This window comes from Amycolatopsis sp. NPDC045836 (assembly GCF_056431745.1).
In genome coordinates this window covers 11,659-12,051 of the sequence record NZ_JBWKKF010000049.1, presented here as the reverse complement: position 1 = coordinate 12,051, position 393 = coordinate 11,659, and the positions used below count along the sequence as shown (strand labels likewise).

The following is a 393-nucleotide window of genomic DNA, read 5'->3' as shown; positions in this document are numbered from 1 at the left end:
GGAAGCGGTTCAACACCTCCGGCGCCCTGTGGTCGATCTACGGCGGCCTCGCCGTCACCGTCATCCTGATCGTCTTCTCCCCGGCGGTGTCCGGACTGCCGAACTCGATGATCAAGGGCGTGGACTTCCACTGGTTCCCCCTGCAGAACCCCGGCCTGGTCTCCATCCCCCTCTCGTTCTTCCTCGGCTGGCTGGGCACCGTGCTGTCCAAAGAACACAACGAAGACAAATACGCCGAAATGGAAGTCCGCTCCCTCACCGGAGCGGGAGCGGAAAAAGCCGTCTCCCACTGACCCCAGCCCGGGGCACGGGTGCGGGGGGGGGGGGGGGGGGGGGGGGGTGCCCCCCCGAAGGGAGGGTGGTGGGTGGTGGGTTTCTGGTGTGGGCCACTTG

At 67.2% G+C, this 393-nt stretch carries 1 pseudogene; it reads left to right on the top strand.

The window, feature by feature from the left end:
- Positions 1-293 (top strand): annotated as a pseudogene (locus AC07EG_RS39995) (cation acetate symporter); the annotation flags it as partial.
- Positions 294-393: the final 100 nt, after the last annotated feature.